General features: G+C 46.3%; 1 protein-coding gene. It reads right to left on the reverse strand.

Going from position 1 to position 341, the window contains the following annotated elements; all coding sequences use genetic code 11:
- A partial coding sequence (locus KVT36_RS31595) for a phosphopantetheine-binding protein (protein WP_217607410.1) occupies positions 1-341 on the reverse strand: 341 nt, incomplete at both ends.

Here is a 341-nt window from a genome sequence, read left to right on the forward strand (position 1 = left end):
CACCCATAAGCGGCGCTGAGCGGCAGATAACTCATAAGCAGGTTTAGATCCTGTAACCGGTATGTTTATAAATGTTGATTTATTGCTTTGGGCAATGAGGCGGGCCTGTTCTTCCAATACAGCGTGACTGAATAATTCTTTTAATGCCAGCTGCACCTCAAAGGTTTTATACACCTGGCTGGCCAGGCGGGTGGCTTTCAGGCTATGGCCACCTATTTCAAAGAAGTTATCTTTTACGCTGATCTGCTCACGGCCTAATATTTCCTGCCAGATGGCTACCAGCTTTTCTTCTGTAATATTGCGGGGGGCTACATATTCAACACCCGTAATACCCAAGCCTT

It is taken from the genome of Chitinophaga sp. GbtcB8 (assembly GCF_019091455.1).
Taxonomy (GTDB): domain Bacteria; phylum Bacteroidota; class Bacteroidia; order Chitinophagales; family Chitinophagaceae; genus Chitinophaga.